The following is a 16,863-nucleotide window of genomic DNA, read 5'->3' on the forward strand; positions in this document are numbered from 1 at the left end:
GCGATAATCCTCTCGTCAGACTGCCCGTCCTGGCCGCCTGACGAAATAACTCGGCCCTGCCGAGATCGGTGTTTCTACACCACGTCCCGGGACACGACCGGACGACCCAGGCCCGATCGAGAACTGGGACGATCTCTACGACCGTTTCCAGGATGTGGTTGAGGCTGGGCAGAAAATGCCCGAGGAGGGAGAGGAGGACCGCGAGACGGCATCCCATGCCCATCTACGGCGTATTCGGGCCAAGCTCGCGGAATGCACTCGCATGATGTCGTTTCTGGCAGAAAGCAACGTTGTCCTCTCCGCTGACGATCAAGCTGCCCTTCTAGATGACGTTCAGCCGGACTTCATCGCCGCGCTGAAGCTTCTTCGAACCCGCTCCCAGGGGAACTACCGGGAGGACACCTACTCCAAACGATTTCCGACCAAGACATCCTCACGCACCAGGTTGGCTGGGCTGACGGTCTGGAAACTATTCGAGATGTGGGTACGCGAAACCAAGCCGAAGGGCAGTACGGTGACGCGTTGGCGGGCGGTCTTCCAGAACCTGGACGATACCTTCGCAGGCAAGGACGTGGCCGAGATCACCGCCGACGATGCGGTGGAATGGAAAAGCACGCTCGTCACTGAGAAGCGGACGGTCAGAACCGCAAATGTTGTCTGGCTTGGCGCAACTAGCAGCGTTTTCGGCTGGGCGAGGCAAGAGCGGAAGATTGCCGTCAACCCGTTTGAGGGGCTTTCCTTTTCTCGGGTGAAGGTGAGGCCTGTCGTGCGAGACAGGGAGTTCACCGAGGAGGAATGGCGAACTCTCCTCAACGCTGCGCTAGACAGTGAGCCGGGACGCAGGAAGCCGGGGCTTGCTGCTGCCGTGCGCTGGCTTCCATGGCTCTGCGCCTACACCGGAGCGCGAAGCGGGGAGATCGCCCAGCTTCGGGGCCAGGACGTTCAACAACACCGGGACGGCTTCTGGACGATCACCATCACCCCTGATGCTGGGACAGTAAAGACGGACAAGGCGCGGACATTGCCGCTGCATGAGCATCTGGTGGAGTTGGGGTTTCCCGCCTTCGCCAAGGGACGCGGACCTGGGCCGCTCTTCTACGATGCTTCGATAGTCCGCAAAGCCGCTTCGGAGGATGTAACGAAGCCAGTAGCCCCGCCCGCGCAGATGGTGCGCCAGCGGATAAGCGAATGGGTTCGGAAGGTTGGCGTGACAGATCAAGATGTTAATCCGAACCACGCATGGCGGCACACGTTCAAACGTCGTGCGGCACGCGCTGGCTTGGAGCCGCGTATTCGCGATGGCATGTGCGGACATTCGGTTCGCGATGTTGCATCCCATTACGAGACCGCATCCGTCGAAGATTTCGCCGAGGCAATGAAGCAATTTCCTCGCTACGACTTGAGCAGGCCGTAAGCCATTCCCCGCGTCGCTCAATCGGTAAGGCGGCTGCGGCCGTAGAAGTTTCCCCCGCCGCCACGGGAGACACCCTGCGTGACCTCTACGTGGCCCTTCCGTTCCGCCTCGGCAGTCTTTGGGTCGAGCTTCGGGAGCAGTCCCTCGGCTTCGGCACCGATCGCCGGCCGAACGATGTCGAGTTCTTTGCCGGCCGCGTGGCGGTGTCTGGTCCCGCTGGAGGTGCCCTCAGACGGCCGCGTGAGGTCGGGGAGAGCGCCGATGGATGATGGGTGGAATTACCGCCCACAGTAGGAGACGGCTCTCATTACCCCTCCCAGTAGGAAGAATAGCTCCTCCGATCATCATCCATCAGCAGCGTCCCGAGACAGGGCGATCTGCCCGCGACATCCGCGAAGGAAACCATGAACGACATCCACATCGGCCACCTCTGCCCAAAACCTCTTCGGCCATCCATCAAGGGCGGGGCCTCAGCATGAGCATCAAGCGGGACAAGTCCTTCACGGCTGCCATGTGGACGCTCAACGAGAAGCAGCGGAAGTCCAAAGACGCTGAAGTGTTCCCACGGCCAGAGACGCTGCCGTTGTCCCAACTGCGGACGTGCCCGGAGGTCTTCCAGCCGCGGGTAGGCGGGGCGAGGGACGGCGCTCAGAACGAGGACCACGTCAAGGAACTCGTTCAGCAGCTTTCGAACAAGCCGGCCGACAGCCGCTTCCTTGACCCCATCACGGTCTACGCAATCGGCCGAGCGGCCTACGTCGTCAACGGACACCATCGCCTTGCGGCCTACAAGCGTGCCGGTATCACAGCCGAAGTGCCGGTCACTTTCTTCGAGGGAACGTTTGAGGAGGCGGCTCAAGAGAGCATCCGGGCGAACTCGAAGATCAACCTGAACATGGACAAGGAGGACCGGAACGAAGGCGCTTGGCGATTGGTCGTCATGGACAGGACTGGAAAGGGAAAGTCGACGAAGGCTGCGATTGCAGAGGCAACGGGCGTGAGCCCGAGGTCGGTGGCACGGATGCGGTCGCTCTATGACGGGCTGCAGGCGAAGCTTGGCAGGCAATGCGAGTTCAGCGGCGTGCGGCATGAGGTGGACCTAGGGAGCTACCGGGATGCTTTACGGGCTGATCGAGGCGGAGGCGGCGAATGGGATGACGAGACGGGGGACGCGATGGTCGAGCAGATGCGGCAGGCGCTAGGCAAGACTTTTGGGAAGCAGGCGCACAAGCATACAGACCAGTTCGCGGAAGCCCTGGAGCTTTTCCTCGGCCCACAAGCGATGACGCGCGTTGCCGAACATCTCGGTCTCTCCCGGTCAGAAGATTGGGAGGAGGATGACGAGACTGACTGATGGGCAGAGGAGACCCTGCGAGTTCCCAGCGGACACCCAGCGAGACTGTGCCATCCTTACTGCGTGCCATTGGCACAGTGAGGGAGAAGCCGCATTTGTTTTTGCAGAACATTTCCGAGCCTCCAATCAGATAGGCGGAACCGCTGGCTACCCCCCGTGCACCGGCTCGGCATTCTGATGGCAGAGGGGGCTCGACGAGGATGAGAAATCCTCCGCATTGTTCAAGGTCTGCACAGCCCGGCTCCTCGACGAGAACGAGAACGGTACTCAGATTGTGAGTACCCGCAGCGGATTGCAGCCGGAGATCGTCGTCACCGAGGCCGGCCTCTACACCCTCATCATGATCAGCTGGCGACCCGAGGCCAGCATGGTCGATCGCCAGGTGCTGCCTTCGGCGCTGCCAGGTGGGCCTGAAGTCGAGCGTGAAGCAGGAGGGGGTTTACCTAATGAACATCCCTGCCCATCCAAAGGGCAAGCCTCCCCAGCGTTCCGCAGGGCATGGCCGTATGGACCGTTCCACCGCAGCTCTAAGAGCGTTCCAATAGAGTGGGTATTGACTTTCGGAACGAACGACTGCTATCTTCATAGACCCTAGTGGAACGGAGACTGCCACGATGCTTATTGGATACGCTCGCACCTCGACCCTCGAACAGGAGGCCGGACTGAAGGCCCAGGTCCGTGACCTTACCGCGATTGGATGCGAACAGGTGTTCCAGGAGCAGGTCTCCTCCGTGGCCGTACGTGACCAGCTTGAGGCGGCGCTGGCATTTGCTCGAAAGGGCGACACGCTTGTGGTCACAAAGCTCGACCGTTTGGCCCGCTCCGTCATCCACATGGGAGAGATCGTCTCCCGTCTTGAGGCGAAGGGCGTGGCGCTCCGTATCGAAGCCATGGGCGTGGACACGGGGACGCCTACCGGCAAGCTGATGCTGAACGTCCTTGCGTCCGTGGCGCAGTTCGAGCGGGAGATGATGCTGGAGCGGCAGCGCGAGGGTATCGCCAAGGCGAAGGGCGAAGGACGCTACAAGGGACGGAAGCCTACCGCCCAAGCGAAAGCCGAAGAGGTCCGGGCGCTCGCAGCGCAGGGCATGAGCATGGGCCAGATCGCGACTAGGCTCGGCATCGGAAAGGGCTCGGTCCATCGCATTCTCGCAACTGTAACCGCCGAGCCGCAAAGCGTCTCTCCCATGGTCTAGGCTTGGGAGGGGGCGTCTGTTGTGTTTCGCGCTATCATCGGGGCATCGAAGGCACGCTCAGATCGATACTGGAGACCCCATGCTGAATGCCACGGACGATGAGCGGAAGGATGTCAGGGAATATTTTGAGGGACAAGCGCCCGACCTGACGATCACGTTTATGCAGAAGGTCTACTCCGAGGCCGTGATCGGCCACCGGCATGACGTGTGGGACATCCACACCAACGTCGATAGATGGTGGGTGATCACCAACCCGACAAACCTCTATTCCCAGGAGCAGTTTCCGAACATGGACCTCGTGGTCACCTTCCACATGGGATTGTGCCTGCGGATACCAAGAACCCGAAAGCAGCGCCTGACCGATGAGCGGATTAGGCCGCTAGGGGCGATCTTCGAGGCTTTAGAACAAATTTCGGATGCAGTCGGCCAAGCGCAGAACGTAGCTGACTATCAGGCCATCGGCGTGCGCTGCCGCGAAGCCCTTCTCCTTTTCATCGGGGCGGCTCAGGACATGGTTGATTGGGATGTCGAAGAGCCAGCGAAGCGGGCAGACTTTCCAGCTTGGACGGGGGTGATCTGCAATACAGCGCTTGGGGGCGATGGACAGAAGGAGCGCCGCCGCCTCCTGAAGACCTCCCTGACGGAAGCCTGGACGTTCACCAACTGGCTGACGCACACGAAGTCCGCAACTTGGTATGACGCTGAGATGGCATCAGCGACAGTCGAGCACGTCCTCGGCTTTGCCGCTTCGTTGCTTCTCCGTCATGCAAAGGGAGTGCCGGAAGACTGCCCGGAGTGCGGCTCCCGGAAACTCTCACCGGAAGAGGGCTTGAATAGCGCGGCCCCGCATATCGTATGGGAACGACCTGTCTGCGCCGACTGCGGATGGGCCGGCCGGCCAGTGCCAGTCGCAGTCGCCGATGACAGCGATCAAGAGGCGATGGGGCTGATAACACGAGAGGGTGGAACTGGCAGAGATGATGAGTGCTCGATCATGACGGTTCCACTCCGTGATCTAAAGGCGCCGAGCTCGCGTTGACGGCACTTGAGGAATGCTGATGGTCGTAGACGCAAGCGAAGCAGGAGGAAGTCATATTGATCTGCTGGTTTACCAGTGCATCTCCTGAGGTGCAGGCTGCGATCATAGGGGCAGGGGCCACCTTCCTGGCGGCAGCGATAGGTTTCACCGCCGTGGTCTGGCAGATCGGACGGCAGACGAAAGCGACGCTGAAGCAGAACAAGGCTCTCGAAAGTCTGCGCATAAGTGCACGCGTGTACGACGAGATCAGTTCGGCCACCTGGGATACCGTCCGTGCCTCGGCCCAAGTCGTAGGTTACACCGAGCGCTTCAAGAACCAAATCGTCGTTCAGCAGCTTGCGGCCGGCGCCATCCCAGGCGCACGGCTATCTGAGTTCAGTGCGGTCTTCAGCACCTTCTCAGATGCCCATCTTCATCTGCTGCGAACGATCGAAAAGTGGCGTGTTGTGGACCTGCGCACCCAGGTTTTTATGGATGCTCTCAATTCTGCAAACCATGACTACCGTGAGACTTACATAGGCTATCATCAATTAGCCCAACGCATTATGCCTGTTGAGTTTCCGGCGCCAGATGGAGGAATTCTTCTGCACTGGACGGCGCCAAGCATTGAGCAGAAGACAGAGCTAGCAAACCTTCAGCAACAGCTAATACTGGCTTCGTCCGCTTATTCAATGGTTACACACGACCTCGAGATAGAGATGCAAAATGCATTGGTCGGCAGCGTGTTCAATCGAGGCAGCGTCCCAAAGAGGCGGCCCATGGACCCGGCCCTTAAGGTGATAACCCTGGACGATCACAAGGACCTGTCACGGTACTTTAACTCCGAAGAGACTGCCTGGGGCAGGGAAAAATCTGCCTCCGAGCAGCGTGTTCAAAACGAAGGGGTCCGTTGACTGCCGCTACAAAGATACGCTACAAAGCCAGTCTCGGCGACCGTATAATTGTCAACGATTTCAAAGGGTCTGGTGCGACGAACGGGTTCCCACCCAACCGTACCATTTCAAGCCACAGTGACCTGTCTTCGATAGAGCTAGAGGATCGCGCTTCGAAAGCGTCGGCCTTTGCCCGTTCGTCGGAAGCTCCGATGTCGGTTCGAGTTGCTGCACAGCCAAGCGCCGGACGTCCCGCAGCCTGAGACCCGTCTCGCGCGGTCTGCCGGTCTCCCGCAGTCTGCCGTCATCCCGCGTTCAGCCCAAAGACGTGCATCGCCCTGTCTTTGCGTCCGAAGGGTCGCGAAGCCTCGGGGCTTCGGTCATCGACCCCGGACGGGGGCCTCCCTCATGCGCCCGGGTCTGTGCTGGCCGAGCCCGAGCGCTCGGAAAAGCCCTGGACGTCTTGGCGGGTCGGCGTTCGGCGACGCGGGTGCGACCGCCCGGCTGTCTTGGCGTCGAGCGATCACGAAGAGGCGGGTTGAAGCAGCGAGCGCGATCGGTCGGCGCCCTTCAAGGCGTGAGACAGCCTGCAATTTTCATTCAGGAGCGCGGCGACGGCATCCGCCTCGTCAAGTCCGATCCCCGCCATCAACCAGTTCCGATAGGAAGCGATGTCGGCCGTCTCCCGATCCACGATGGACCAGCGGCCGCGTCCGGCGGCCTGAATTTCGAAGCGATCTGCCATCGAGGTCATTGTCCCGAAATCATCTCACCGGGCTGACTGCCAGCTGGGAAGCATCGACGCCTCACCCTTTCGGGTGAGGCCATCAAGATATCGTGACGGTGTCTCCCTTGTCACGCTCCAGGGGAGCGCTAACGCGGGTGTTGTTGAAGATCTTCGTCGAGGATCGCCGCTGGGTCTGGCTGCTCTGAAACGACCCGCCGCAGAGCGCAGGCCTTGGCCACCCGCGGGAGGCGAACGAACACGGCCCATGGGCCGCGCGGGCGCTTCAGGCGTCGCGCGCTGCCATGTGCGCGTCGATCTTGCGCCGCGAGGGACCGTAGCGCTTGATGATGGTCTTCGCCTCGCCGATCGGCATGCCGAATTTCTTCGCGAAGGCGTCGGGCTCGTAGGTTTCCTCGGGGGTCGAACTTTTCGGGCCCTTACCCGCGGGTTTGGTGCTGGACATGGGGAATTCCTTAGAGACGGGTTCAGTTCGCAGCGGTCGCCGAGGCGGTCGGCTGATCGGAGCCGGTCTCGCCGGTATCCGCGTCGCTCTGGCCCTTCGAGGCCTTCGCCGCCAGCTTCTCGGCCTTCTTCAAGGCCTTGGCCTTATCGCGCTCACGACGTTCGAAATCGAAGTTCGGCTTTTTCATCTGCGTCTCCGTCGCTGAATGCGTCGGGCACATATAGGTACGATCCGACCAAATGACATTGGCGGGGAGGGGGCCAACCTGCAAGGTCAAGCTGGCGCGCCGGCATCCGCGGGTCGCGAGGTCGGGACCATCGCCGCGCAGGGCTTTCGGTCGACATGGGTTCAGAGGCCGGCCGTCCGGGTGCCGGATTCGGCTGCCACGGCAGCGGCGGGCGTGTCCGCGGTCAGATCGGCCTCGAACGATCGTGCGAAGGCCTCGACGGCCTCTGGCGGCAAGGGTCTGGAAAACAGGTAGCCTTGCATGAAGTCGCAGCCCAGAGCCTGCATGGTGGTCGCCTCGAGGCAGGTCTCGATCCCCTCCGCCACGACGTCCATGTCCATGGCGCGCCCAAGCTTCACGACGGCGCCGATGATCGTCTGGGCCGATTTCGCGCGGGTGAGGCCCGTCACGAAGGAGCGGTCGATCTTCAGCTTGTCGAAGCGAAAATCGATCAGGTACTTGAGGCTGGAGAAACCGGTTCCGAAATCGTCGAGGGCGATGAGGAAGCCCATCTTCCGGATCGCCGCGAGGGTCGTGAAGGTATTCTGGGACCGGTCGAGCAGCAATCCTTCCGTGATCTCGAAGGTGATCCGGGAGGCCTCGATCCCCGCCTCGTCGAGGAGATCGGCCAGGAACGTCGGCAGGTCGGCATGGCGGAACTGAGCGGGCGAAAGGTTGATGGCGACGTTGAGGTCCGGCCAGCGCGCCGCATGGCGAAAGGCATGCCGCAGAATCCAGTCGCCGAGCGGCAGCATCAGGCCGCTTTCCTCCGCGATGGGGATGAAGGTGGAGGGCGGGATCGCGCCGCGGGTCGGGTGGTTCCAGCGCAGGAGCGTTTCCACGCCGACCACGCTCTGGCGTCGGACGGACACGATCGGCTGGAAGGCCAGAGCCAGCTGGTCGCTGTCCAGCGCCTCCCGAAGGTCGACCTCGATGCGGCGCGCCTCTTCCAGGTTCTCGGCCATTTCGGCGTCGAAGACGACCGTCTGGTCCCGGCCCTCCCTCTTGGCGACGTAGAGGGCGATGTCGGCATGGCGCATCAGGGCGTCGGGCGTCGTGCCGTGCCGCGGAAATTCGGCGAGACCGAGCGAGGCGGTGGCGCTGATCGAGGTGCCGGCGACCTTCAGCGGCTCGCCGAAGGACTGGGCGACGATGTCCGACAGGCGCGCGATCTCCTCGGCCCCGCCGTGGGGGTGCAGGATCGCGAATTCGTCGCCGCCGAAGCGCGCGACGAGGCAGTCGCGATCCAGACGCTCCCGCAGGCGGCGGCCGACCTCGCAGATCAGGTCGTCGCCGGCGTGATGCCCCATCGTGTCGTTGATATCCTTGAAGCGGTCGATGTCGAGATAGCCGACGACGAGACGCTTCGCCGGACCTTGCGCGGCTTCGGCCTCGGCCAGTTCGCGGGTGACGGTCGCGATGAACATCGCCCGGTTCGGCAGTCCGGAAAGCGCGTCGTGAGAGGCCTCGTGCCGCGCTCGCTCCTCGTTGCCCGCCAGTTCGGCCGATGTCGCGGTCAGGCGCCGCAGCATCTTGGCCGACAGGAACCACATGGCGGCGACGCCGATCGCCAGAAGCGGCAGGACGACCGTCAGGAGGGGCTCGCCGGGCTGGCTCGTCCGCCAGGTGAGGAACCCCGCCGTCTGCCCGTCGTCGGTGACGAAGGGCTCCGAGACGAGATCGCCGCGCGACCGATTCTGCGCGGTGAACTGAAGCTGGCGGATGAGAAGCGAGCCGCCGACCGCATCGATGAACTCCCCGTCGATCTCGTTCACCGTCACGAGGAGAAACGGTCGGCCGCTCAGAAGCGACAGGTCGACATTCGGCACGATCGTGATGGCGGAGATGATCGCCGGCTTGCCGTCGATCAGCGTGATCTTGGCGCTCCACTTGGCGGATCTGAGCGCGCCTTTGAGGAAGTTGTAGCGGAACTGCTTTGCGGCGAAAGCCGCCGTCCGGTCCGTCGCCGGCGGAGCGCCGTTGCCGCGCGCCGCAAGGACGACGTCCTTCAGGGGCGCCAGACGCTCACCGTAGACCTCGGGCGCGACGCGCGCGGAACCGCGGAACGCGTAGACCGGTTCGTCCCCGGCATCGAGAATGTAGACTTCGTCATGACCAAACGTCTCGGTGAAGTAATAGCCGAAGTTGGCGTCGATGAAGTCGAGGTCGAACCGGTTGGCGACATGCTCCACGGCGTCGTCCCACCAGGCGATCGTCTTCTGTTGTTCGAGGGTGCGCTCGACGCTCTGCGTGAGAGCGTTCTCGATCCGCATCCGTTCGGCGCGCAGCTCGAAGATGTTCGAGCGCAGACCGATCCAGAGGACGAGGGCGATCAACATCAGGCCCGACAAGCCGACCGCCGTCGCGATGCCGAAGGTCAGGCCGCGAAGGGATCGTTGCGGCGACGCGACGTGGGTTCGAACGGATGAGATCATGTGCGCCTCGATTTGAAGCAAGGTTAGCTTGCAGAATCTAACCGGATGTAAATCGGTTCGGCGTCATTCCTGCTCTCGGAAACAAGGATACCAACGGGCGAAGACCAGAGCTTCGCCCGTTGGTCTTGCCGAGAAGAGGCCGCCGAACTTGTCGTCGACATCCTCCCCCGTGTCCGGAGCACCGATATGACCCCGACGCGATCCTCGCCGGGACCGTCGCGGATCTTCGCCCTCGCCCGGGCGTGGATCGAGCCGGTCGTCTCGCGCAGCTACGTGGTTTCCGCCTGCGGCCGTGTTCCCACCCGCGACGACTTTGCCGCGCATCAGGGCCTGATGATGTGCGAGCGCGTCGGCCTCGCCCATCTCGGGGTGCTGATGTCCTATGTCGAGCCGGCCGCGCGCCTAAAGCCGGACCCCAGCGCCGACGGCGGGGAGGGGGCGGGGTTGCGGGGTCTTCTCGACCTCGTGCACGGCGGATGGGCGTCGCCCGACGAGATCCTGATGCTCTTTCGCCTTCTCCGTCCCTACACGTCGGGGAACGAGCGGTGCGCACGCGCGCTCTGGCTGTGGCGGGTCCTGCGCTCCGATCCCGGGGAGGCCGAGATGGCCCTCCGGGACTTTCTCGACGCGACCGACGACGATCGTCCGGCCATGCGGCCGGCATCGTGAGGCCGCATCGACCGGCGTTTCGTCAGATCCGGTAGCCCACCCACACATTGGGCTCTTCGTAGAGGCCGGTCCGCCGCTCCAGATCGACATCGACGGGAACGAGCGCCCCCGGGAGGAGATAGGGGGCCGATGCTTCGAAACGCCGCCCGATCCAGGTTTCCCAGAATGCGAGGGGCTCCTCCACGACCATCGACCGCTCGCAGGTTCCGATGATCCGCGCGCCCTGGACGACATGGCTCCGCAACCAGGGATCGAAGCAGTCCCCGCGCCCGTTCCGCCAGCCGACGTAATCCTGCATCGCCACATGGGGATGCTCGCTTTTGGCGGAGGGGCGAACGGGAACCACCAGCGCATCAAAGCCGCCGCGCGTGGCCAGGCCTTTCAGTTCGCGGATCATCCGCTGCGCGTAGCCCTTGCCGCGATGGTCGGGGGCAACGGAGACGGCAAGGGCGCCCAGAACGTTCGCCGGCCGTGCGCCTCGCTTCGCACCGGTCTCCACGAGCCAGTCCCAGCCCTCCTGCGGCAGGTCCTCCCACGCCCGATCGTAGGCGATGGGCACGCAATTGGCCAAGGCGATCGGGCTCTCCGACTCCTCGTCGACCAAGCAGAGCTGCAGGTCGGCATGATCGTCGAGGATGTCGGCATAGTGCGCGCGATGCGCCTCGGTGTGGCTCAAGAACCCGAAGGGCTCCCAGACGAGATCCTCCAGCGTTCTTGCCGCTTCCCGCAGTCCCGCGCTGCTCGCCCGCGATTGAACCGTCAGCCTCTCGATCGCCACCGCCATGTCCGATCCCTTTTTGGTAATACTACCTTAACGTATCGGGCGAGGATTTCCGTGGATACGAGCCGGGTGCCACGAAGGCGCGCCATCAACAGATGAGTTCGGCTTGCGGCTTGCGGCTTGCGGCTTCGCGCGTCGCGCGTCGCGGGGACGTCGGCGGATCGTCCGGCGGCCCGCACCGACACCTCTCGCCGGGACCGGAGCCGATAGGGAGAATCCAATGCACGCCTTTCCTTTCCGCGTGCATTGGGCAAGGCTGTGCGGATGGGCTCACTCATCGCGACAGCGCTCATCGCGCTCCTCCTCGTCGGCCTCGTCTGGAGGCCAGGTCTCAGCATCGCCGTTCTCGGGTTCGTCGTCGCCGGGCTCGGATTGGCGCCACACGTGAACGCGCCGCCGCTTCCCGAACTCGACGCCTTCAAGCGCGTGCTCGGCGTCGGCAGCAATCCGCCGGTCATCGCGGGATTGTTCATCATCGGACTCGGGCGTCTCGTGATGATTCTCCAGCGCATCGCCGGGCGTCCCGCCGCGGAGACGGCGACGACGGCCGGCCTCTCGCGTGCGCGCCGGGATCCGACGCTGCTTCGGCACGACGACCGTCTCTGAACGTCCCATGTCGGCACGGCGCCGCGTCGGCGGTTCCCTCAGGCGACGTGGCGGGAGCGATGGGAAAGGGGGATCTGGAACCAGCGCTCGTATTCCGCCTCGGGCAGGCCGTAGCAGCCGCCCGCGACCTCCTCCAGCCCCGCGCGGTCGCGCAGATGCACGAGGCCGCGGCGCGCCTTGATGAGGTGGAGGCCTTCGAGGATCTGGATCTCGGTCGTCACGCCCGAACGCCGGACGCCGAGCATCAGCGACAGGGATTCGTGCGTCACCTGCATCTGGTCGCTTTGCAGGCGATCGTGGCACATCAGCAGCCAACGCGCGAGGCGCTCGTGCATGTTGTAGCGACCGTTGGCGAGAGCCGATTGCGCCAGCTGGATCTCATAGGTGTGGATGTAGCGGCCGACCAGAGCGCGAAAGCTCCTGTCCGCGTCGAGCCTCGCCTGGACGATCTCGCTCGAAAGCCGCCAGGCCGTCGCGTCAGCCTGGACGAAGGCCCGGTTCGAGGTTCGATCGACCGCATGGGCGAGGTGGAAATTGGTCATTCCCTCCCACCCGATATGGCCGACCTCGATCTGCTCCCCGTCGTCCTGGCTGACGGTGATCATCGAGACGAGCCCGGTTTCCAGGAAGTGGACGTGCGGGGCCGGCGTGTTCCGTTCCGTGACGATCGTTCCCATCGGGAGGTCCACCAGCTCCAGATGCGGTCGCAGTCCTTCGAAGCTTTCCGCCGGCAAGGCCTTGAGAAGGCCGTTGCGCAGACTGCCTTGCGATATAATCGGCATCGAGCCCCCAGGCCGGGGAGAGCCGGTTCTCGGCACCGCCGCCGGCGGGATGCGGCGATGCTGTCGAACTTATGCCGGACGACGAGTCCTCGATCCAAGATGGATCACGGCTCTGTGCGCTTCCCGACAGATTCCAAAATCCGATACGCCGATCAGAGGCTTATGCTTTCGGGCCTTGCATTTGCGTGGCCGGCTCGGAAAAGGTCCGATGCGCGGGATACCGGTAAGGCAGCGCGCCGTCGCTCGTCAGGCGGCGAGGGTCTCCTCCTCGATGGCGAGATCGCGCAGGATGGCATGAACCTTCTGGCCGTCGAAGGCCGCGGGATCGAAACCGCCGGCGAGCCCGACCCTGGCGAAGCGTTCGGCGTTCGCGGTGGACTGGCCGAGAAAGCCCATCGCCCAGTTGCCGAAGGAACGCTGCGCGATCGGCTCGAGGGCGAGAAGGGAGACGTCGCCGTGGCGCGCGTCCTGCTGGATTCGCTCGAAGGTCGCCTCGACGGCATCGAGCGGGCCTTCGAGAACCTGCGCGAAGACGCCGCCGTTGAAGAGAAGGGCGCCGGTGATGCCGACGGTCTCGTTGTTGCGGCGGCTCGCTTCCAGGATCGAGGCGACCTGTGCGGCGAAGTCGGCCTCGTCGCCCGAGACCTCGTTCCGGCTGTAGTAGACGAGCTGGTAGAGGGTGTCCGACATGGGAGGTCTCATCGTGTCAGAAAGGAGTTGATGCCATCCGCGGGCATGGGTCGGCCCGTGAAATAGCCCTGGACATGCGTGCATTGCTCGCTGCGGATGCGGGCGAGTTGTTCCTGCGTCTCGACACCTTCGGCCGTGATCGACATGCCGAGGCTGAGGCCGAGCCCGGCGATCGCCTTCAGGATGGCCTCGCTGTCTCCGCCGGCTTCCGCGCCCTGCACGAACGAGCGGTCGATCTTGATCTTGTTGAACGGGAACTTCTGGAGGTAGCTCAGCGAGGAGTATCCCGTGCCGAAATCGTCCATCGAGATCTTCACGCCGAGATCGCGCAGGGCGTGCAGCGTCGTGAGGACGCTTTCGGTGTTGTCGAGCAGAGCGCCTTCGGTGATCTCGATCTCCAGCCGGTGCGGCGGAAGACCGGCCCCGGCAAGGGCGGAGACGACGGTCGCCACCAGCGAGTCCGCCTTGAACTGGACGGGCGAGACGTTGACCGCGACCGTCATCTCGTTCGGCCACGTCGCGGCGGTTGCGCAGGCGGTGCGCAGGACCCATTCCCCGATTTTGCAGATCAGTCCGGTTTCCTCCGCCAGCGGAATGAAGTCGGCGGGCGAGACGCGGCCACGGACCGGGTGATCCCATCGGATCAAGGCTTCGAAACCCATGACCTCGTCGCGATGGAGATCGATGAAAGGCTGGTAGTGGACGTCGAACTGCTTGAGGGCGAGAGCCCGGCGAAGGTCGATCTCCAGTTCCCGGCGTCCGCGAAGGGCTGCGTCCATTCCCGTCTCGAAGACGCGGAAGCGTCCCCGTCCGGCTCGCTTGGCCTCGTAGAGCGCCAGATCGCCGTTGCGCAGGAGGTCGCGCAGCCCGTCCTCGGGCTTGGCGAGGGCGACGCCGACGCTGGCGCCGATGTTCACCGTGTGGCCGTTGAGGACATAGGTCCGGCCGATCAGGTCCACGAGGCGCGCGGCCAACCGCTCGGCATCCGCGATGTCGGCGACGCCGGACTGCATCACGACGAACTCGTCGCCGCCGATCCGGGCGACGCCGTCGTCCTTGCGGCATGCCGAGCGGATCCGGTCCGCGACCTTCTTCAGGAGAAGATCGCCGATCCCGTGTCCCAGCGTGTCGTTGATGATCTTGAATCGGTCGAGATCGATACAGTGGATCGCGACGTCGCCCGGCTCCGTCGAACTCGCCAGGGCGCCTTCCAGCCGCTCGTTCAGCGCGTTGCGCTTGAGGAGGCCGGTGAGCTCGTCCAGTTCCGCGCTGGCGACGACCACCTTGGCGTCGTCCGGAACCAGGCTGAGCACCCGGCCGTCAGCGGACACGGCGCCGAACAGGACCCGATATTGACTGTGCGCCTTCGAGGTGACGAGGACGGTCCGGCCCGACGATGCGAGGCGATCGAGCGGTTCCAGGCATCCCGGAAAGATATCGGCGAAGGCGAGCCCGGCGATCCAGCCGCCGAGGCTGACCTGAGCGGCGGCGTTGGCATAGAGGATGTCGCCGTCCTGGCCGATGACGAGAACCGGATGATGCAGACCGTCCAGCACCGAGTCGGCGGACGGCATGGGTCGACCGTCTGGGAGCGGATCGCCGGGGAGAGAACGGGAGGGGGCCGACATGCAAGCCTCGAGGGTTCGAACCTGACGGCATCAGAGCGCGTCGCGCTTTCCCAATCGTGAAGGTTGACGTGTAATCCTTGGCTGATTGCAAGCACAGCTAGCGATTTCGAGAGCGCCGCTCGCGTGCAAAGCGCCGCGCCTCGGCATCCTCGGTCGGCGGCCATCCCGCTCCCGGTTCAGGACGGCGTCACCCACCGCCTGTCCGCGCGCTCCGGCAGGCCATGGCCGCCGCCTGCGACCTCTTGCATGCGCCGGCGGTCGAGGATCCGGACGTGCCGCCGGAGATCCCCGGCTCTTGGCAAGCGAGGCCATCCTGACGCCGCAAGAACGGTACGATTTCGACCTTTGTCTCGGCCGCAGCATCGGAGCCCGATGCGGGATGCCTGCGCATGTCGCCGGCGGCGGCGTGGCGTTTCTGTACGCTCCTGACAATGGGCAACCGACCGCAATCTGATCCAACATGCGGGCCAATCACCATATTCGGGAACGAGCATGCGCTATTACTATCATCTCCGGAGCAGCGGACGCTTCGTCGAGGACCTCGACGGCGTGGATCTGCCGGACCTCGCCACGGCCCGTCACGAGGCCGAACTCTGCGCCCGCGAGATGATCGCGGAGCGTGTCAGGACCGGCGAACGGATTCCGGCCGACGCAACCTTCGAGGTGCGCGATCACGACGGAGGGCTCGTCCACACTCTTGCCTTCTCGACCGTCGTCCAGTCCCTGCTGTCGCCGGTCGTCCCTGTCGGGATGCCGGGACCGGGCCGCCTGATGGAGGAGATGCCGGCGCCGGGCTGACGAGACGGGGGCCGGATCCCGACCGGGTCATCGGGTCGTCGGGCGGACGTTCAGGGACCGCAGCAAGGCCCGTGGGGGGCACGGCAGTGCGGTCACCTGCGACTCCAGAGCCGCAGGTGCGAAAAGGTGTCGCAGGTTGATGCGCGATCGATCCGCAGGAACGGTCTGTACAATCCCGGTTTGACGGCGGAGCGACAGCGCCTGTTGCTCGATGAGCTCGTCTTGCGGCGGGCAACGTCTGCCTCTGTTGTTAGATGGCCAAAGTCTTCACGGCGTCCGCCGGGCGGAAGGGGCTTGCTTGCGTGCGCAATGTCGCCAGTTTGTTCTCTTCCGGCGCCCAGCGGCGCTTCGCGGGACATCAGCATGTCGAACACGCAGACCTTGAACGAACTCTCGTCGCCTTCGGGTCTGGCGAGCCCCGTCGTCGATCGGAACCTGGTGCCGTTCCTCCTGTCGGTCTCCAAGAGCACGCGTGCCCTCACCGGGATCAAGCTGGCCGAGCTCGGCTTCCACAACGGGCAGGACGAGCTTCTGCTGGCGCTCGACGAGGAAGCGCCGGTCAGCGTGTCCCATGTCGCCGACGAACTCGCGGTTCGACCGTCGACGATCTCGAAGATGATCGATCGGCTCGTGGCCAAGGGCCTCGTGGAGCGGGCCGGGGATCATCGGGACGCGCGGCGAACCATGGTGCGGATCACGCCGCGCGGCCTCGACGCGCGATCGCGCCTTCTCGCGATGCGCTCCGCCCTGGAGAAGGAACTGAAGACCGCCTATCCCAGCGACTTCGGATCTCTCGTGCAGCCGCTGGAGACCATCGCGTCGGTCCTGAAGCAGCGGTTGCACCGCCTGCGGTGAGCGCAGCCCGTCCGGGCGCCGTCGTCCTCCACTCCGCGAGCTTCAGAACTCGGCCCATTCGTCGGCCGCGGGCTTCGTCATCGGCTTCGACGCCGCACCGGCTCGACCGACAGGACGCATCTGAACCACCGGCGACGGCCGGCGCTGCGCCGCCGGTCGTTCCGGATTCGCGGCCGGCCGGGGCGAGCCGCTTCTCGTGCGGAACCGGCTGATCATCGTCGCGAGTTCCGCGGTCTCGTTGGAGAGGGTCTGCGCGGCTGCGGTGGTTTCCTCGACCATGGCGGCGTTCTGCTGGGTGACCTTGTCCATGTTGTCGGCGGCCATGGAG

17 protein-coding genes and 1 pseudogene are annotated in these 16,863 nt (G+C 64.2%); 9 read left to right on the forward strand and 9 right to left on the reverse strand.

The genetic code is table 11. The annotated features are described in order from the left end of the window. Window positions 1-262: 262 nt before the first annotated feature. The 5 genes from ASG43_RS11290 (at window position 263) to ASG43_RS11310 (ending at window position 5,896) form a co-directional block, all read left to right on the forward strand. Window positions 263-1,414 (forward strand): tyrosine-type recombinase/integrase, encoded by a 1,152-nt coding sequence (locus ASG43_RS11290; protein ID WP_162244716.1) that lies wholly within the window; start codon window positions 263-265, stop codon window positions 1,412-1,414. 475 nt (window positions 1,415-1,889) lie between these two features. Further along, entirely contained in the window at window positions 1,890-2,768 is an 879-nt protein-coding gene (locus ASG43_RS11295) for a ParB/RepB/Spo0J family partition protein (RefSeq protein ID WP_056504670.1), read from the forward strand. A gap of 614 nt (window positions 2,769-3,382) precedes the next feature. Next, on the forward strand, window positions 3,383-3,964 hold the full coding sequence (locus tag ASG43_RS11300) for a recombinase family protein (RefSeq protein ID WP_056504671.1): 582 nt from the start codon (window positions 3,383-3,385) through the stop codon (window positions 3,962-3,964). Window positions 3,965-4,043: 79 nt separating this feature from the next. After that, entirely contained in the window at window positions 4,044-5,003 is a 960-nt protein-coding gene (locus ASG43_RS11305; RefSeq protein ID WP_056504674.1) for a hypothetical protein, read from the forward strand. Between the two features lie 56 nt (window positions 5,004-5,059). Then, on the forward strand, window positions 5,060-5,896 hold the full coding sequence (locus tag ASG43_RS11310) for a hypothetical protein (protein WP_156386651.1): 837 nt from the start codon (window positions 5,060-5,062) through the stop codon (window positions 5,894-5,896). A 502-nt stretch (window positions 5,897-6,398) separates the two neighbouring features. Here the strand turns inward: ASG43_RS11310 and ASG43_RS11315 are convergent. From ASG43_RS11315 to ASG43_RS11330, 4 genes are all read right to left on the reverse strand, one after another. Continuing rightward, window positions 6,399-6,620, reverse strand: a complete 222-nt coding sequence (locus tag ASG43_RS11315) for a hypothetical protein (RefSeq protein WP_156386652.1) — start codon at window positions 6,618-6,620, stop codon at window positions 6,399-6,401. A gap of 265 nt (window positions 6,621-6,885) precedes the next feature. Continuing rightward, complete coding sequence (locus ASG43_RS11320) at window positions 6,886-7,065, reverse strand: DUF3606 domain-containing protein (RefSeq protein WP_056504682.1); 180 nt, start codon at window positions 7,063-7,065, stop codon at window positions 6,886-6,888. Window positions 7,066-7,087: 22 nt separating this feature from the next. After that, entirely contained in the window at window positions 7,088-7,252 is a 165-nt protein-coding gene (locus ASG43_RS11325) for a hypothetical protein (RefSeq protein WP_156386653.1), read from the reverse strand. A gap of 161 nt (window positions 7,253-7,413) precedes the next feature. Next, entirely contained in the window at window positions 7,414-9,726 is a 2,313-nt protein-coding gene (locus tag ASG43_RS11330) for a bifunctional diguanylate cyclase/phosphodiesterase (protein ID WP_056504688.1), read from the reverse strand. A 186-nt stretch (window positions 9,727-9,912) separates the two neighbouring features. Here ASG43_RS11330 and ASG43_RS11335 point away from each other — a divergent pair, with 186 nt between their 5' ends. Further along, the gene (locus ASG43_RS11335) at window positions 9,913-10,395 is read left to right on the forward strand and encodes a hypothetical protein (protein ID WP_056504689.1); all 483 of its coding nucleotides are present in this window, start codon (window positions 9,913-9,915) and stop codon (window positions 10,393-10,395) included. Between the two features lie 22 nt (window positions 10,396-10,417). Here the strand turns inward: ASG43_RS11335 and ASG43_RS11340 are convergent, their stop codons facing one another. Beyond that, a complete protein-coding gene (locus tag ASG43_RS11340; RefSeq protein ID WP_244488071.1) occupies window positions 10,418-11,179 on the reverse strand; it encodes a GNAT family N-acetyltransferase in 762 nt (253 codons plus the stop codon). Between the two features lie 261 nt (window positions 11,180-11,440). On the opposite strand from ASG43_RS11340, the gene ASG43_RS11345 reads away from it, so the two are divergent. Continuing rightward, window positions 11,441-11,782 carry a hypothetical protein gene (locus ASG43_RS11345; protein WP_156386654.1) on the forward strand — a complete coding sequence of 114 codons (342 nt, stop codon included), beginning with the start codon at window positions 11,441-11,443 and terminating at the stop codon, window positions 11,780-11,782. 38 nt (window positions 11,783-11,820) lie between these two features. Here the strand turns inward: ASG43_RS11345 and ASG43_RS11350 are convergent, their stop codons facing one another. From ASG43_RS11350 to ASG43_RS11360, 3 genes are all read right to left on the reverse strand, one after another. Then, window positions 11,821-12,564 (reverse strand): Crp/Fnr family transcriptional regulator, encoded by a 744-nt coding sequence (locus tag ASG43_RS11350; protein WP_056504695.1) that lies wholly within the window; start codon window positions 12,562-12,564, stop codon window positions 11,821-11,823. Between the two features lie 246 nt (window positions 12,565-12,810). Continuing rightward, window positions 12,811-13,254, reverse strand: coding sequence for a BLUF domain-containing protein (locus ASG43_RS11355; RefSeq protein ID WP_056504699.1), 444 nt, complete (start codon window positions 13,252-13,254; stop codon window positions 12,811-12,813). An 8-nt stretch (window positions 13,255-13,262) separates the two neighbouring features. After that, complete coding sequence (locus ASG43_RS11360) at window positions 13,263-14,828, reverse strand: EAL domain-containing protein (RefSeq protein WP_244488072.1); 1,566 nt, start codon at window positions 14,826-14,828, stop codon at window positions 13,263-13,265. Between the two features lie 546 nt (window positions 14,829-15,374). Between ASG43_RS11360 and ASG43_RS11365 the strand changes: the two genes are divergently transcribed. Both ASG43_RS11365 and ASG43_RS11370 read left to right on the forward strand, forming a co-directional pair. Next, on the forward strand, window positions 15,375-15,680 hold the full coding sequence (locus ASG43_RS11365) for a hypothetical protein (RefSeq protein WP_056504705.1): 306 nt from the start codon (window positions 15,375-15,377) through the stop codon (window positions 15,678-15,680). A gap of 363 nt (window positions 15,681-16,043) precedes the next feature. Continuing rightward, the gene (locus ASG43_RS11370) at window positions 16,044-16,535 is read left to right on the forward strand and encodes a MarR family winged helix-turn-helix transcriptional regulator (RefSeq protein ID WP_056504706.1); all 492 of its coding nucleotides are present in this window, start codon (window positions 16,044-16,046) and stop codon (window positions 16,533-16,535) included. Between the two features lie 42 nt (window positions 16,536-16,577). On the opposite strand, the pseudogene ASG43_RS23125 reads toward ASG43_RS11370, so the two are convergent. Next, a pseudogene (locus ASG43_RS23125) lies at window positions 16,578-16,863 on the reverse strand (methyl-accepting chemotaxis protein); the annotation flags it as partial.

It is taken from the genome of Aureimonas sp. Leaf454, assembly GCF_001424685.1.
Taxonomy (GTDB): domain Bacteria; phylum Pseudomonadota; class Alphaproteobacteria; order Rhizobiales; family Rhizobiaceae; genus Plantimonas.

What these genes read in the sequence shown, in the direction of transcription:
- ASG43_RS11315 (WP_156386652.1), bottom strand. Translation starts at nt 6,620, where the DNA reads ATGGCAGATCGCTTCGAAATTCAGGCCGCCGGACGCGGCCGCTGGTCC.
- ASG43_RS11335 (WP_056504689.1), top strand. Translation starts at nt 9,913, where the DNA reads ATGACCCCGACGCGATCCTCGCCGGGACCGTCGCGGATCTTCGCCCTC.
- ASG43_RS11340 (WP_244488071.1), bottom strand. Translation starts at nt 11,179, where the DNA reads ATGGCGGTGGCGATCGAGAGGCTGACGGTTCAATCGCGGGCGAGCAGC.
- ASG43_RS11325 (WP_156386653.1), bottom strand. Translation starts at nt 7,252, where the DNA reads ATGAAAAAGCCGAACTTCGATTTCGAACGTCGTGAGCGCGATAAGGCC.
- ASG43_RS11365 (WP_056504705.1), top strand. Translation starts at nt 15,375, where the DNA reads ATGCGCTATTACTATCATCTCCGGAGCAGCGGACGCTTCGTCGAGGAC.
- ASG43_RS11360 (WP_244488072.1), bottom strand. Translation starts at nt 14,828, where the DNA reads ATGCCGTCCGCCGACTCGGTGCTGGACGGTCTGCATCATCCGGTTCTC.
- ASG43_RS11370 (WP_056504706.1), top strand. Translation starts at nt 16,044, where the DNA reads ATGTCGAACACGCAGACCTTGAACGAACTCTCGTCGCCTTCGGGTCTG.
- ASG43_RS11330 (WP_056504688.1), bottom strand. Translation starts at nt 9,726, where the DNA reads ATGATCTCATCCGTTCGAACCCACGTCGCGTCGCCGCAACGATCCCTT.
- ASG43_RS11290 (WP_162244716.1), top strand. Translation starts at nt 263, where the DNA reads ATGATGTCGTTTCTGGCAGAAAGCAACGTTGTCCTCTCCGCTGACGAT.
- ASG43_RS11355 (WP_056504699.1), bottom strand. Translation starts at nt 13,254, where the DNA reads ATGTCGGACACCCTCTACCAGCTCGTCTACTACAGCCGGAACGAGGTC.
- ASG43_RS11320 (WP_056504682.1), bottom strand. Translation starts at nt 7,065, where the DNA reads ATGTCCAGCACCAAACCCGCGGGTAAGGGCCCGAAAAGTTCGACCCCC.
- ASG43_RS11305 (WP_056504674.1), top strand. Translation starts at nt 4,044, where the DNA reads ATGCTGAATGCCACGGACGATGAGCGGAAGGATGTCAGGGAATATTTT.
- ASG43_RS11295 (WP_056504670.1), top strand. Translation starts at nt 1,890, where the DNA reads ATGAGCATCAAGCGGGACAAGTCCTTCACGGCTGCCATGTGGACGCTC.
- ASG43_RS11300 (WP_056504671.1), top strand. Translation starts at nt 3,383, where the DNA reads ATGCTTATTGGATACGCTCGCACCTCGACCCTCGAACAGGAGGCCGGA.
- ASG43_RS11350 (WP_056504695.1), bottom strand. Translation starts at nt 12,564, where the DNA reads ATGCCGATTATATCGCAAGGCAGTCTGCGCAACGGCCTTCTCAAGGCC.
- ASG43_RS11345 (WP_156386654.1), top strand. Translation starts at nt 11,441, where the DNA reads ATGGGCTCACTCATCGCGACAGCGCTCATCGCGCTCCTCCTCGTCGGC.